General features: G+C 71.0%; 15 protein-coding genes and 1 pseudogene. 8 read left to right on the forward strand and 8 right to left on the reverse strand.

All coding sequences use genetic code 11. From position 1 onward, the window contains the following. The coding region (locus tag AB0J52_RS11535) for an MFS transporter (RefSeq protein ID WP_500181506.1) at window positions 1–544 on the reverse strand (544 nt) is incomplete at its 3' end. A 119-nt stretch (window positions 545–663) separates the two neighbouring features. Between AB0J52_RS11535 and AB0J52_RS11540 the strand changes: the two genes are divergently transcribed. Together AB0J52_RS11540 and AB0J52_RS11545 are read left to right on the forward strand one after the other, a co-directional pair. Next, window positions 664–1,236, forward strand: coding sequence for a TetR/AcrR family transcriptional regulator (locus AB0J52_RS11540; protein ID WP_500181507.1), 573 nt, complete (start codon window positions 664–666; stop codon window positions 1,234–1,236). 2 nt (window positions 1,237–1,238) lie between these two features. Then, window positions 1,239–1,832, forward strand: a complete 594-nt coding sequence (locus AB0J52_RS11545) for a TetR/AcrR family transcriptional regulator (protein WP_500181518.1) — start codon at window positions 1,239–1,241, stop codon at window positions 1,830–1,832. A gap of 14 nt (window positions 1,833–1,846) precedes the next feature. Here AB0J52_RS11545 and AB0J52_RS11550 read toward each other — a convergent pair whose 3' ends face one another. After that, on the reverse strand, window positions 1,847–3,475 hold the full coding sequence (locus tag AB0J52_RS11550; protein ID WP_500181508.1) for a long-chain fatty acid--CoA ligase: 1,629 nt from the start codon (window positions 3,473–3,475) through the stop codon (window positions 1,847–1,849). 188 nt (window positions 3,476–3,663) lie between these two features. Here AB0J52_RS11550 and AB0J52_RS11555 point away from each other — a divergent pair, with 188 nt between their 5' ends. Further along, entirely contained in the window at window positions 3,664–5,358 is a 1,695-nt protein-coding gene (locus tag AB0J52_RS11555; RefSeq protein ID WP_500181509.1) for an MFS transporter, read from the forward strand. On the opposite strand, the gene AB0J52_RS11560 is transcribed toward AB0J52_RS11555, so the two are convergent. The 3 genes from AB0J52_RS11560 to AB0J52_RS11570 form a co-directional block, all read right to left on the reverse strand. After that, window positions 5,355–6,437: a hypothetical protein gene (locus AB0J52_RS11560; RefSeq protein WP_500181510.1), complete on the reverse strand. Its 1,083-nt coding sequence runs from the start codon at window positions 6,435–6,437 to the stop codon at window positions 5,355–5,357. The two genes, AB0J52_RS11555 and AB0J52_RS11560, sit on opposite strands and share 4 nt — an antisense overlap. 124 nt (window positions 6,438–6,561) lie before the next feature. Then, on the reverse strand, window positions 6,562–7,167 hold the full coding sequence (locus AB0J52_RS11565; protein WP_500181511.1) for a hypothetical protein: 606 nt from the start codon (window positions 7,165–7,167) through the stop codon (window positions 6,562–6,564). Then, window positions 7,164–7,373 carry a hypothetical protein gene (locus AB0J52_RS11570; RefSeq protein WP_500181512.1) on the reverse strand — a complete coding sequence of 70 codons (210 nt, stop codon included), beginning with the start codon at window positions 7,371–7,373 and terminating at the stop codon, window positions 7,164–7,166. The genes AB0J52_RS11565 and AB0J52_RS11570 overlap by 4 nt, the downstream gene beginning before the upstream one ends. A gap of 179 nt (window positions 7,374–7,552) precedes the next feature. On the opposite strand from AB0J52_RS11570, the pseudogene AB0J52_RS11575 reads away from it, so the two are divergent. The 5 genes and pseudogenes from AB0J52_RS11575 to AB0J52_RS11595 form a co-directional block, all read left to right on the forward strand. Next, window positions 7,553–7,729: pseudogene (locus AB0J52_RS11575) on the forward strand (helix-turn-helix domain-containing protein); the annotation flags it as partial. Window positions 7,730–7,780: 51 nt separating this feature from the next. Then, a complete protein-coding gene (locus tag AB0J52_RS11580; protein WP_500181519.1) occupies window positions 7,781–8,410 on the forward strand; it encodes a DUF5753 domain-containing protein in 630 nt (209 codons plus the stop codon). Further along, complete coding sequence (locus AB0J52_RS11585) at window positions 8,373–8,642, forward strand: DUF397 domain-containing protein (protein WP_500181513.1); 270 nt, start codon at window positions 8,373–8,375, stop codon at window positions 8,640–8,642. Before AB0J52_RS11580 ends, AB0J52_RS11585 begins: the two co-directional genes overlap by 38 nt. 163 nt (window positions 8,643–8,805) lie before the next feature. Then, the gene (locus AB0J52_RS11590; protein ID WP_500181514.1) at window positions 8,806–9,075 is read left to right on the forward strand and encodes a DUF397 domain-containing protein; all 270 of its coding nucleotides are present in this window, start codon (window positions 8,806–8,808) and stop codon (window positions 9,073–9,075) included. A 156-nt stretch (window positions 9,076–9,231) separates the two neighbouring features. Beyond that, window positions 9,232–9,675, forward strand: coding sequence for a hypothetical protein (locus AB0J52_RS11595; protein WP_500181515.1), 444 nt, complete (start codon window positions 9,232–9,234; stop codon window positions 9,673–9,675). Here the strand turns inward: AB0J52_RS11595 and AB0J52_RS11600 are convergent. The 3 genes from AB0J52_RS11600 to AB0J52_RS11610 form a co-directional block, all read right to left on the reverse strand. Continuing rightward, window positions 9,670–10,227 (reverse strand): GNAT family N-acetyltransferase, encoded by a 558-nt coding sequence (locus AB0J52_RS11600; protein WP_500181516.1) that lies wholly within the window; start codon window positions 10,225–10,227, stop codon window positions 9,670–9,672. The genes AB0J52_RS11595 and AB0J52_RS11600 overlap by 6 nt on opposite strands. A gap of 188 nt (window positions 10,228–10,415) precedes the next feature. Next, window positions 10,416–11,219, reverse strand: a complete 804-nt coding sequence (locus tag AB0J52_RS11605) for a siderophore-interacting protein (protein WP_500181520.1) — start codon at window positions 11,217–11,219, stop codon at window positions 10,416–10,418. A 5-nt stretch (window positions 11,220–11,224) separates the two neighbouring features. Continuing rightward, window positions 11,225–12,253: an ABC transporter substrate-binding protein gene (locus AB0J52_RS11610; protein ID WP_500181517.1), complete on the reverse strand. Its 1,029-nt coding sequence runs from the start codon at window positions 12,251–12,253 to the stop codon at window positions 11,225–11,227. Window positions 12,254–12,521 lie beyond the last annotated feature (268 nt).

Consider the following 12,521-nt stretch of genomic DNA (forward strand, 5'->3'; position numbering starts at 1 on the left):
CGACGACGCGCGGGGTGAGCGCGACCACCAGGAGGCCGATCGGGACGTTCACCAGCAGCACCCAGCGCCAGGACAGCGCGGAGGTGATGATCCCGCCGAGCACCAGGCCGAGCGTCATCGCGGACGCGGTGACCGAGGAGTAGACGCTCATCGCGCGGGTCCGGGCGGGGCCGTCGAAGGCGGTCGTGAGCAGGGCGAGCGTGCTGGGGGCCGCGAGGGCCGCGCCGACGCCCTGGGCGGCGCGGGCGGCGATGAGCCAGGAGCCGGTCTGGGCGAGGCCGCCGAGCAGGGACGCGAGGGTGAACAGGGCCGTGCCCCAGACGAAGACCCGGCGGCGGCCGAGGACGTCGCCGGCGCGTCCGCCCAGCAGCATCAGGCCGCCGTAGGCGAGCAGGAAGGCGTTGCTCACCCAGGCGAGGCCGCCGGGGGACAGGCCGAGGCCGTCCCGGATCTCGGGGAGCGCGACGTTGGTGATCGTGCCGTCCAGCATGAGCATCAGCTCGCAGGAGACGATCACGGCGAGCGTGAGCGTGGCGCGTGACACGCGGACCTCCACATTAGGGAACCAGGTGGTTCACTGTAGGGGAGGGCGCGGCGATTAGGGAACCAGCCAGTCCACTATTTTGCCGCGCTACGATGACCGGGGTTCGAGAGGGGGGACGGGTGACGGTCACGGCGTCCCGGCGGCGGGGCGAGGAGCTGCGCCGGGCGATCCTCGACGCGGTCGTGGAGCAGCTCGGCACGGTCGGCTACGCGAAGCTGAGCACCAACAAGGTCGCCGCGGCGGCGGGCACCGGCAAGGCGGCCCTCTACCGGCGCTGGCGCAACAAGGAGGAGCTCGTCCGCGACGCGCTGCGCGACCTGCTCCCCGAGCCGCCCGAGATCCCCGGCGGCACCCCGCTGCGCGACGGCCTGCTCACCCTGCTCCGGTACTTCGACCGCGCGCTCAACGACTCGCGCGGGACGGCGTTCCAGGCCGTCGCCGCCGAGGTCGCGGACGGCGCCGGAGAGCTGCGCACGCTGTTCCACGAGTCGGTGACGCGGCCGTGCGAGGAGCGCATCGCCGGACTCGTTCAGGCGCACGGCGGCGCGGCGACCGCGAGCGCGGCATCCGCCGGTCCCGCGCTGCTGTTCTACTACTGCGTCGCCGGGCAGCCGCGCCGCACCGACGCCGAGATCCAGGCGATCGTGGACGACGTCCTGCTCCCGCTGTTCGGGGAGGGCGGGTCCGCGTGACGCTGCAGGAGCGGCTGGTCGCCGTCGCGACGCGGCTGTTCGCCGAGAAGGGCTACGAGGCGACGTCGGTCCAGGAGATCGTGGCCGCGGCGGGCGTCACCAAGGGCGCGATGTACCACTACTACGGCTCCAAGGACGAGCTGCTCTACGAGATCTACCACCGGCTGATCGACATGCAGACCCGGCGGCTGGAGGAGATCGCGGACGGCCCGGGGACGGTCGAGGAGCGGGTCCGCGCGGCGGCCGTGGACGTGCTGAACACCTCGTTCGCCAACCTGGAGGACCTGACGGTCTTCTTCCGCTCCACGCACCTGCTGTCGCCGGAGCGGCGGGCGGCCGTCCGGGCCGAGCGGCGGCGCTACCACGAGCGGTTCCGCGCGCTGGTCGAGGAGGGCCAGGCCGACGGGACGTTCCGGCCCGAGACCCCCGCCGACATCGTGGTGAACTTCTTCTTCGGGACCGTCCACCAGATCGGCGCGTGGTACCGGCCGGGCGGGCGGCTGAAGGCCGAGGAGGTCAGCGAGCACTACGTCGGCCTCTTCCTCGGCGGCCTCCTCGCCACCCGCGTCCCCGGCTGGACCGGCGCCTCCGGCTAGACCCGCGCCTCCGGCTAGAGGCGCTCGATGTGGAGTTCGGCCGCGGCGTGCCGCGCCCGCAGCGGCTTCTTGTCGAACTTGCCCACCGTCGTCTTCGGGACCTCGTCCAGGAACGTCCAGTACTCCGGGACCTGCCACTTCGCGATCCGGCCGCGCAGGAAGCCCGCGAGTTCGGCGGCGGTCGCCGAGGCGTCCGCGCGCAGGACGACGCAGGCCAGCGGACGCTCGTCCCAGCGCGGGTCCGGGACGCCGATCACGGCGGCCTCGGCCACGGCCGGGTGCGCCATGAGGTGGTCCTCCAGCTCGACCGACGAGATCCACTCGCCGCCCGACTTGATGACGTCCTTCACGCGGTCGGTGATCTGGAAGTAGCCGCGCCCGTCGATCGTCCCGACGTCGCCGGTGCGGAGCCAGCCGTCGTGGAACTTCTCCGGCGCGTCCGCCAGGTGGTAGGACCCGGTGATCCACGGGCCGCGGACCTCGATCTCGCCGACCGACTCGCCGTCCCAGGGCAGCTCGCGGCCCGCGGCGTCCACGATCCGCATCTGGACGCCGGGCGCGACCCGGCCCGACTTCATCCGCCAGTCGGTGTCCTCGGGCGTGCCGGGCTCCACCCCGGGCGGCGGGAACGCCATGCCGCCGAGCGGGCTGGTCTCGGTCATGCCCCAGCCCTGGACGATTCGCAGGCCGTACCGCTCCTGCGCGCGTTCCAGCAGGACGCGCGGCGCGGCGGCCCCGCCGGAGTTCGCCAGCCGCAGCGACGACAGGTCGATCTCGTGCCGCTCGCCGTGGTCCAGGATCGCGTGCCAGATCGTCGGGACGGCCGAGGCGACCGTCGTCCGCTCGGACGCGATGAACGCGGTCAGGTGCTCGGGCTGCAGGAACCGGTCCGGCATGTGCAGGGTCGCGCCGGACAGCAGCGACGCGTACGGCAGCCCCCACGCGTTCACGTGGAACATCGGGACGATCGCGAGCACCCGGTCGTCCTCGCGCGGCCCCACCAGCGACGACGAGTTCGCCGCGAGCGCGTGCAGGAACGTCGAGCGGTGCGAGTAGACGACGCCCTTCGGGTCGCCGGTCGTCCCGGACGTGTAGCACATCGCCGCCGCCGACCGCTCGTCCAGCTCGGGCCACGCGAAACCCGGCTCCTCGGCGCCCAGCAGTTCCCGGTACCGCAGGACGGGCCGGCCGAGCGCGGACGCGTCGCCGTCCCCGACCACGATGACGTGCCGGACGGCCGGCATCCGGTCGGCGATGCGCGCGAGCAGCGGGACGAGCGAGTCGTCCACGATGACCACGGAGTCCTCGGCGTGGTTCACGATGTGCGCGAGATGCTCGGGGAACAGCCGGATGTTCAGCGTGTGCAGCACCGCGCCCATGGACGGCACGGCGAGGTACGCCTCGAAGTGCTCCTGGTTGTTCCACGCGAACGTCGCGACGCGGTCGCCCGGCCGGACTCCGAGCCGGGTGAGCGCCGCCGCGAGCCGCTCGGCGTTGTCGGCGACCTCCGCGAACCCCGCCCGCCTCGGCGGCGTCGCGCCGCCCGTCCAGGTCACGCACTGGCTGCCGGAGTAGATCAGCCGTCCGTGCCGCATGAGGGCGGTGACGGTGAGCGGGAAGTCCTGCATGGTGCTGGGGATCACGAACGTCCTCCCGGTGGGACCGGCTCTCCGGTATGTGCCCGATATCACCATACCGACCGGTCGGTATGCAATATCGGTCCTTCTCTTGCCCTCACCGCGCCACCCGACTTACGGTGACCGCACTCGCAGCGCTTCCGCACATCGGGGGACTCTCGTCCGCATCGGGGGACACACCCCAGGGAGCAGAGATGTCCGTTTCCTCACCCGCCGGCGACGAGGTCGCCGGCACGCCGCCGCGCGACCGGGCGCACGGCCCGCTCGCCTCCCTCTGGCGGCGCGACCTCGCCCGCTACCCCGACTCCGCCCGCCGCTACGGCTACCTCGCGATCGTCGTCGCGACCACCGTCGTCCTCTACTACCTGCTCTACATCCAGTACGCCGTGGCCACGTCGATCATGGACCACTACGGCATGACCTTCGGGTTCTTCATCTCGATCTCGGTCGTCGGGAACGCCGTCGGCGCGTTCGCCTCGCTCGTCGCGGGCCTCGCCGACCGCTGGGGACGCGCGAACATGGTCGTGTACGGCCTGCTCCTCGCCGGGGTCGCCGTGCTCGTCCTGCCGCACGCCCCGGACAAGGGCTCCTACCTGGCGCTGTTCGCCGCGCTCAGCTTCGTGGAGGGCATCGTCCTGGTCGCGACACCCGCGCTGATCAGGGACTTCTCGCCGCAGCTCGGCCGGGCCACCGCGATGGGCTACTGGACGATGGGACCGGTCATCGGCAGCCTCGTGGTCACCACCGTCACCAGCCATACGCTCGACTCGTCCACCTGGCAGGACGAGCTGACCTACGCGGGGATCACCGCGCTCGCGGTGTTCGTCGTCGCGCTGCTCGGGCTGCGCGAGCTGTCGCCGAGGCTGCGCGACCAGATCATGGTCAGCCTCCGCGACCGCGCGCTGGTCGAGGCACGGGCGCGCGGCCTCGACACCGAGCGCGCGCTCCAGGGCCACTGGCGTCAGATGCTCCGGTTGGACGTCGTCGGCTCGGCCTTCGCGATCAGCGTCTACCTGCTGCTCTACTACGCGGCCGTCGGCAACTTCGTCATCTACTTCTCGGCCACGTTCGGGTACAGCGAGCAGCGCACCAACTCCCTCGCGAACTGGTACTGGGCCGCGAACGCGATCGCGCTCGTCGCCACCGGCCTGATCTCGGACGCGTTGAAGGTCCGCAAGCCCCTGATGCTGTTCGGCGGCGTCGCGTCCGTGGTCGCCACGGCGGTCTTCGCGATGCTCGCCACTCACCCGGACACCGGCTACTACACCTTCGCCTGGCTGTTCGTCGCCATCGGCGTCTTCAGCGGGCTCACCTACGCGCCGTGGATGGCGGCGTTCACCGAGACCGTCGAGAAGCACAACCCGGCCGCGACGGCGACGGGCCTCGCCATCTGGGGGTGGCTGCTGCGCCTGGTGGTCGCCGGGTCCGCCGCGTGCATCCCGGCCATCGTGACGTCCGTGACGCCGCTGGTGGACCACGGCGCGGAGGTCAAGGCGGCGCAGGCCCAGGCCGCGCCCGCGCTCGCCATCGTGCGGGCCCACCCGGCGGTCTTCGCCGAACTGGGGAAGTTCCCGCCCGGGGCCGCGCCGCCGGACGTCCAGGCCCGTGCCGCGCGGGAGGTCGGGGTGGCGAACCTGATGACCGTGCAGAAGGCGCAGCCGCAACTGGCCGTCCTGAAGAAGCACGGGCCGTCCGTCCAGAAGGCCGCCGCCGACGGCCCGAAGCAGTGGCGGGCGTGGTGGTGGGTATGCGTCGGCGGGCAAGTGCTTTTCCTCCCGTTCGTCTTCGCCGTCACCGGCCGGTGGAGCCCGCGCCGGGCCCGCGAGGACGCCGAAGCCCACGACAAGGCCCTCGCCGCCGAACTCTCCGCCCTCGGCAAGGACGCCTAAGAGCGGGGGACCGTGCTGTACTGACCCATGGCGGCCGGTCCCGGCCAGGGGATGCTGTCACGCACGAGGGTCTGCCGGACCACTCCGTCCAGGTCGATCAGCACCGTCTCGACGCGATCACTGTCGTTGGTCCGCCTCGCGAGGAGGCGGTTGCCGTCGTACCACCCCAGCAGGGTCAGGTAGCGCAGCCGTCCGATCTCGCGGGGCGCCCGTCCCGCGATGTCCCACAGGACGATCTCGTTCCTCATGTCCTGCAAGTAGTCGCACGCCAGCATCCGTCCGGACGGTGAGTACAGGATTTCCCGGGCGTCGTAGAACTTGGTCAGGCGGACGTCCGGCGCGGGCTTCCCGGTGGCCGCCGAGAACCGGAGCAGCCGCGAGCCCGCGCCCGGCGCCACCACGTGCTGCCCGGTGGAGTCCCATGCGAACTCGCCCTCGGACTGGAGCCGTTGCGGCCGTCCCTTGCCGCTGACCGACGTGACCTGGACGCGCATGGTGTCCGGGTCGATCACGGCGAACCCCCGGAGGCCCTCGTTGATGGCTGTGGAATAGAGCGAGACGAGGATCCGGCGGCCGTTCGGAGCCCACCTCAGGTAGCCGGACGAGGACGGCAGCGAGACGTGGCGTTCGGCCCCGGTGCGCCGATCACGCACGACCACCTGGCGGGAGGCTCCGTAGGGGCCCGCAATGCCCGCGACCGTGCGTCCGTCAGGTGAGACGGCGGCCTCGACGTAGGGCGTGGCGACGAACGTCCCGGTCGCGGGATCGAGCACGTAGGCCGTGACCTCGAACAGGTTTCCGTCTTTGGGCAGGCTGAAGGACGTCATGGCGAGGGCGCCGGGCGGGTCCGAGACCACTTCCGCGACCTGCCGTCCCTGGATCTTCAACGGACCCGGAACGGGACGTGTACCGGCATGGGGCGCCCCAGGCCGGCCCGAAGGGGACGCGACCGGGCCGTGCCGCGCGGGCTCACGCCCGATCTCGACGCTCAGCGCGGTGCCCGCCGCCGCGATGACCAGGACGCCGACGCCCGCGACGATCCACCTCGAAGCCCGATGGCCTTCCCGATCTCCCGACATGTCACGAGGATCAATGGGTCCCGCGCCCTTTGTACACACCGCTGACACCATCCGGCCGCAGACCGCGGAGTGCAGGGGGCTGGAACGCGGCCGGAGGACGGACGGGCTCCGGCAGCGTCGCGGTTCAGCGCCGCCGCTGCTGCGCGGCGGCGATGGCCCGGGCGAGTTCGTCCACGGTGGCCGCGTGGACGAGGCGGAAGTCGTCGCCCTTGCCGACCATGGCCCACCACTCGCGGGTGCGGTGGCCCCACCAGCACGGGACGTCCGGGAGGCGGCGGCGCAGCTCGAAGATCGTGAGCGGCTGGGACGGGGACGGCGGCTGCCCGAGCGCCGCACGCACCCAGGGGAGCAGCGTCGAGGTGAGCTTGGCGGCGGCCAGCGCCGCGTTCGGGTAGTCGGCGAGCCGTTCGCCGCCGCTCGCGACGTACCACCACTGGCCGGGCCGGGTGCCGGGCTGGACGGTCACGGTCTCGCCGAAGTTCGGCGTCTGCGCGCAGTAGACGAGGAGTGAGGGAAGGGTGTCGCCGAAGCGCGGAGATGTGGCCCATCCGAGCCGGCGCAGTTCCTCGTCCAGCCGCATGAGCCCGCTCGGCAGCCGCGCCTCGCCGTTCGGCGGCGGGACTTCCGGCCGCGCCTTCCGCGCCTCGACGCTGTTCTGTGGCCGGGGGACCGGGCGGGACGGACGTTCCTTCCGGAAAGGGCGCCAGCGTCCGCGCCCCTGGTCGCTCACAGGCCGTCCCGCGAGCCGAGCGCGAGCCCCCGCTCGATGATGAGCAGCTCGCGGAGGCGGTCGGCGTCCGACGCTATGACCGTCGGATCGACGCCCTGGGACGGATCGCGCAGCGTGGCCACCCAGTCGCCGGGCCGTCCGTCGGACCGGTTCGCGCGCCAGATGCTGTGCCCGGGAAAGTCCACCCGAAGCGCCACGAGCGCCATGTGATCGGGATTTATAGATGATTTCGACATGGATAACGCCTCACGACGGGTTTCTCTGTGTAATCGCTCCCCAGCATCCCGTGACCGAGTTATGGTCGGGAAGAGCGAGAAGAACAGCGCGAGAAAGCCCGAGACAGTCACAAGAAAACGGATCAGTTTTCTTACTCGGAGGTTCGAATATGCCTCGACGCCCAAGAGACCTCGGCGTTCCTAAAACTCCGGCGCGCTACTTCGGCAGGGAACTACGCGCCTGCCGAGAGGCGGCGAAACTCAGTCGAGCTGAGCTGGCGCGCAAGCTTGGCTATACGCCTCAGCGCGTTGGTCAGGTCGAGTGTGGCGATGTGCCGTCAGTGGACTTTGCGGATGACTGTGATTCGTTCTTCTCGACGAACGGGACATTCCACCGAATGTGGGAGTGGATCCAGGAAGTTGGAGAGCTTGATCTGCTTCCGCCCGGCTTCCCTCAGTACCTTCGCATCGAGGGTGAGGCTCTTGTGATCCACAAGTTCGAAGCGATGCAGGTTTCTGGGCTCTTTCAGACCCCCGAGTACGCCTTCGAGGTGCTCAGGCGCGAGCGTACCGAGGAAGAGGCTCGTCAGCTTGTCTCAACCCGGATGGCGCGACAGGAGGCTCTGGAGGGCGATGACGCCGTTCACGTGGTAGTCGTCTTCGACGAGTTCGCGTTGCGTCGGACCGTTGGGAACAGCGAGGTCATGCGGGGGCAGATACAACATCTGATCAACATGGCCATGCGTCCGGACGTCACGCTTCAGATCGTTCCGCAACAGCAGGGGGCTTATGCGGGCGACATGGGGTCGTTCACCCTCCTTGAGTTGGCGGATGGGGAGATCGTCGCCTATGAGGAAGGGCATGTGGGTGGCCAGCTCTTCCGGAGCCGTGACGCGGTCCGTTCCTTTGGGGTACGTTTCGACTTGATCAGAGGGGCCGCGCTGTCCGCAGACGACTCCCTCAAGCTCCTTCACGAGATTTTGGAGAGCTATGAGCAAGCCGGATCTGACGTGCGTCCAGTGGCGTAAGAGCAGTTACAGCGGCTCGACAGGCGGTGACTGCGTCGAACTCGGGGAAGTCTGGCACAAGAGCAGCCGGAGCACCGAGACGGGCGGGCAGTGTGTGGAGCTGGCCGGGTGTTCGCATGATGTCGCGGTGCGGGACTCCAAGGACCCGGAGGGGCCGAAGCTGGTCTTTGATGTCGCCGTGTTCGGGGCGTTCGCTCAGCGGGTGAAGGCTGGGGCGCTCGACCTGGCCTGACGTCCCGTCCCCATGACCTGCGAGCCCTCGCCGTGCTCTTCGCACGGCGAGGGCTCGCTGTGCTGGAGTGGCTGTCTTGATGTGGTCATGGGGTGTTCTCGTCCTCGGCCGTCCTGGATGCTGAAGAGTCCGAGCGCCTGTTCCGTGAAGTCTGGGAGGACCGGTGAAGTCATCCGACTTGGCGTCGATGCGCTGGCGAAAGAGCAGCCACAGCGGCGACACCGGCGGGGAGTGCGTGGAGCTCAGGGGGACATGGCGGAGGAGCAGCCACAGCACGGATACGGGTGGGCAGTGTGTGGAGATGGCCGGGTGTCCGCATGATGTCGCCGTTCGGGATTCCAAGGACCCGGACGGGCCGAGGTTGGTGTTCGAGGTCGCTGTGTTCGGGGCGTTCGCTCGGCGGGTGAAGGCTGGGGTGTTCGACCTGGGCTGACCTCCGCTCTTGTGACCTTGCGAGCCCTCGCCGTGCCTGCGCGCGGTGAGGGTTCATGCGTGTTCGGGGCGTGAGGGTTTTCGTACGGTGGCGGTACGTGTCGGGCCTGGGGGGACGGGGAGGGAGTACGCGGGGTCCGGACGAAGGAAAGCTGCCATGAGGCAACGAGCTCTTGGTGCGGGTGCCGCCGGTCTGGCCTTGGCCGTTCTGCTCGCGGGGTGCGACGGCGACGGTGGGCGGGCGGACTCGTCCGCGTCCTTGCCCCTGATGTCGAAGGCGTCCGCGACGCCGCCGCCCCCGCCGAAGAACGGGACGGACCTCGCGGCCTGCCGGGAGGGACGGTGCGAGGTCCGCGTCTGCGCGGGCGACCAGATCGAGCTGGCGCCGCACTTCCAGGCCGGGCCGCTGGTCATCACGGACGTCGAGCCCGACGGCCTGTCGATCCGCTGGACGTACGAGGGCGGCGGCTCGGGTGCGGGGAAGGCCAGTCCCCACAGCACGATCACCTTCGGCAACGGCGGGACGCTGCTGACCATCCATGTCGAGTGGATCGGCTCCGACTTCGCCGTCATCCGGCTCAGGTCGGGTGAGGCGTCATGAGGCGGCCGGGTGGTGGGCCCAGGTGCGCAGTACGGCGGGGGAGCGGCCGGGGCGCTCGCGGGTGACCGGCTCCTCGTCGGTGAGCAGGAATCCGGCGCTCTGGGCGACGCGCCGACTGGCGATGTTCTCCTCCGCGATCCGCAGGACGACGCGTGCGGACGGGTTGGTCTCGTGGGCGTGGGCGGTCATGAGCTGGACGGCGCGGCTGGCGAGCCGCTGACCCCGGTGCTGAGGCCCGATGCCGTAGGCGAGTTCGACCGTGGGGACCGCCTCGTCCGGCCGGGGAATGTACAGCACCTCGCCCAGCGGCGTCCGCCCGTCGGTGGTGACGGCGAACTGGACGACGCGTCCGCTCTCCCGGTTCTCCTGGCTCCTGTCCAGGTAGGCGCGTGCGGCGGCCAGGTCGAAGGGCGATGCGAGGGGCGTCCACTGGGCGAACTCGGGGTGGTCGAACAGCTCGACCATGGTGGCCAGGTCGTTGTCGTGCCACGGGCGCAGCTGGAGTCCCAGGCCGGTGACCAGAGGCGGGGGGAGTGCCGAGAGGGAGGTCATCGCACGATCTTGGCAGGGCGGGGCGGCCGGTCGTCCACCGGGCTGAGCCGTGACCGGGGGGCGACGCTTGAACGGCGCCGACGTCGTCCGGTGCGGGAGGCGCTGGCCGGTCTGCGTGTGTCTGATGCTCGTCCTCGCGGTGCTGGTGGCGGTCGCCGGGCGGCGCGAGGACGAGCGGTGAGCGGGTGTCAGTCCTCGGCGGTGTGGGGGTTGCCGCCGGCGAGGGTCTCGGCGAGCAGGTTCTCCTCCGTGGAGCCCTGCCGCCAGTAGCCCATGAACTCGACCGCGTCGCGGGGCATGCCGACGTCCCGGACGAGGTGGCGGCGCATGGCGCGGACGGTGGCGGCCTCCCCGGCGATCCAGGCGTAGTCCACCGGGGGAGCCTTGCGGACGGCCTCGGCCAGCGGCTCGTCGCGGTTCCGGACGAGCCAGGTGACGTTCCCGGGGAGGTCGTCCTGGCGGTCGTCGTCATGCGCGATCTGCACATAGACGTGCGCGGACGCGCCGGGCGGCAGGGCCTCCAGGTTGCCGCCGATCGCGGGGAGGGCGGACTCGTCCCCGGCGAGGAGCAGCGTCCGGGCGGACGGCGGCGGGGTGAACTCGACGCCGCCGTTGTCGGGGGCGGTCGGGCCGAGCGCGAGGAGCCGGTCGCCCGGCCGGGCGCGGGACGCCCACCGGGACGCGGGGCCGAGGTCGCCGTGCAGCGCGAAGTCGACGTCCACCTCGCCGGGGCGCTGGGCGCGGACGGTGAAGGTGCGCATGACGGCGCGCTCGGCCGGGTCCAGGGCGCGCCAGGCGGCGAACCAGTCGTCGTCCAGGACGTCCGGCATGACCGGGCGGTCCTGGTGGGAGTGCGGGAAGAACAGCTTGAAGCGCTGGTCGCGGCCGCCGGAGACGAACTCGTCGACGTCGGGGGCGGTGAAGGTGACCCGCAGCATCGTCGGGCCGAGCCGGGCCGCGCGCAGCACCGACAGGTCGAAGAACCGGTACATCGGCGTCACGCCACCTTCCGCGCGTTCTTGATGGTCGCGGCGAGCTTCTCGATGATCGGGGCGCAGCCCGCGTAGGAGAACCGCGGCTCCGGCTCCCAGGCGAACACCTGGTTCGCCTTGACGGCGGGCAGGTCGCCCCAGGCGGGCTTGGACCCGAGGTCCTTCGGCTGCAGGGCCTGGGTGCGGGCGTCCAGCAGGATCACGTCGGCGGCGTACTTCCCGGCGTTCTCCCAGCTCAGCGACTCGAAGTAGCCGGCCTGGTCGAGCTTGCGCGGGACGATGACCCCGACGCCCTGCTCCTGGAAGAAGCGCAGGTCGGCGTTCTTGGCGGGGGACGAGGCGTAGAACAGGTCCGGGCTGGCGGACGCGGCCAGCACCTTCAGGCCCTTGTTCGCGGCGACGGCCTCGCGGAGCGCGGCGACGGCCTTGGTGAAGCGGTCCTTGGCGGCGGTGTTCGCGGCGGACCCCAGGTCCGCGCCGAGCGCGGCGGCGAGCCGCGCGTAGTGCTCGATCGGGGTGGTCAGGGTGGTGTCGCCGGCCTGGACGCCGACGCTCGGGGCCAGCTTGAAGATCTTGTCCTTGCTCTCGGCCGGGACGTAGAACAGGTCCGGCTTGACGAACATGTGGTCCACGAGCAGCTCGGGACGCAGGGCCGCGTACTTCTCGATGTCGAACTCGCCGTAGGCGTTGCCGATGATCTCGACCTTGCTGATGTCCACCTCGCCGACCTGCGGGTCGCGGCTGCCGTCCTTGCGCTTCGCCGGGCCGTACACGCCGACGATGCGGTCGGTCACGCCGTAGTCCCAGAGCGCGGCGGCGGCGCCGACGTAGGCGACGACGCGGCGCGGACGCGACTTGGCCTCGGCCTTCTGCCCCCGGTCGTCGGTGAAGGACCACGCTCCGCCGTCGTCGGACGCTTTCGCGGTGCTGCCGTCCTTGCCGCCGCACGCGGTGAGGAGGGCGCCGAGGGCGAGCGCGCCGCCCGCGCCGAGCAGGCCGCGGCGGGACAGGCGGGAGGAGGCGAGGTTCGTCATGTCGTGCGTTCTCCGAGGTCAGGGGTCGTGCGGGAGGCCTATCGGCCCGATAGGCGGAACTTAGGTTAACCTAACCTAAGTTTTTGTCCAGGCCCCCGGGAGTCGCCCGTGACCCTCTCCTCCATCCGGCGGTCCGTCCTCGCCGCCGTCCTGCTCGCGGCCGTGGTCGCGCTCAGCCTCGCGGTCGGGGCGCGCCCGCTCGGGCTCCCCGACGTGTGGCACGGCCTCACCCGGCCGGGCGCGGACGCGTACACGGTCGTCCACGGGA

Source organism: Spirillospora sp. NPDC049652, assembly GCF_040675125.1.
In the GTDB taxonomy this organism is placed as follows: Bacteria; Actinomycetota; Actinomycetes; order Streptosporangiales; family Streptosporangiaceae; genus Spirillospora.

Coding starts and splice junctions, on each gene's coding strand:
- AB0J52_RS11595 (WP_500181515.1), top strand. CDS start 9,232: ATGAGGCAACGAGCTCTTGGTGCGGGTGCCGCCGGTCTGGCCTTGGCC.
- AB0J52_RS11560 (WP_500181510.1), bottom strand. CDS start 6,437: ATGTCGGGAGATCGGGAAGGCCATCGGGCTTCGAGGTGGATCGTCGCG.
- AB0J52_RS11610 (WP_500181517.1), bottom strand. CDS start 12,253: ATGACGAACCTCGCCTCCTCCCGCCTGTCCCGCCGCGGCCTGCTCGGC.
- AB0J52_RS11600 (WP_500181516.1), bottom strand. CDS start 10,227: ATGACCTCCCTCTCGGCACTCCCCCCGCCTCTGGTCACCGGCCTGGGA.
- AB0J52_RS11555 (WP_500181509.1), top strand. CDS start 3,664: ATGTCCGTTTCCTCACCCGCCGGCGACGAGGTCGCCGGCACGCCGCCG.
- AB0J52_RS11580 (WP_500181519.1), top strand. CDS start 7,781: ATGTGGGAGTGGATCCAGGAAGTTGGAGAGCTTGATCTGCTTCCGCCC.
- AB0J52_RS11605 (WP_500181520.1), bottom strand. CDS start 11,219: ATGTACCGGTTCTTCGACCTGTCGGTGCTGCGCGCGGCCCGGCTCGGC.
- AB0J52_RS11585 (WP_500181513.1), top strand. CDS start 8,373: ATGAGCAAGCCGGATCTGACGTGCGTCCAGTGGCGTAAGAGCAGTTAC.
- AB0J52_RS11570 (WP_500181512.1), bottom strand. CDS start 7,373: ATGGCGCTCGTGGCGCTTCGGGTGGACTTTCCCGGGCACAGCATCTGG.